This window comes from Bacillus sp. HMSC036E02, assembly GCF_001836235.1.
Taxonomy (GTDB): Bacteria; Bacillota; Bacilli; order Bacillales; family Bacillaceae_G; genus Bacillus_A; species Bacillus_A cereus.
Window position 1 is genome coordinate 47,181 of record NZ_KV827842.1, and the last position, 255, is coordinate 47,435.

Genomic DNA, 255 nt, shown 5'->3' on the forward strand with positions numbered 1-255 from the left:
TGCTGTTAATTCTTTTCGATTGATGTATCCCCTAGCTAACCCTATGCCAGAAATACATATTTCTCCTGGAACACCTATAGGTTGTAGCCTGTGAAATGAATCCAATATATAAATTTTAGTATTTAACAATGGCGAACCTATTGGTACGTTTTGTGTTGTAATTTCTTTATCCCTCTCATATTGATAAGATGTACAACAGACTGTAGCCTCTGTAGGTCCGTATAAATTTAATATTTGGAGGTTCCCCCTAAATAG

1 protein-coding gene is annotated in these 255 nt (G+C 35.3%); it reads right to left on the bottom strand.

The genetic code is table 11. The annotated features are described in order from the left end of the window. Positions 1 to 255 (bottom strand): AMP-binding protein (locus HMPREF2590_RS30720; RefSeq protein WP_347364679.1); only part of this gene is annotated, 255 nt, incomplete at both ends.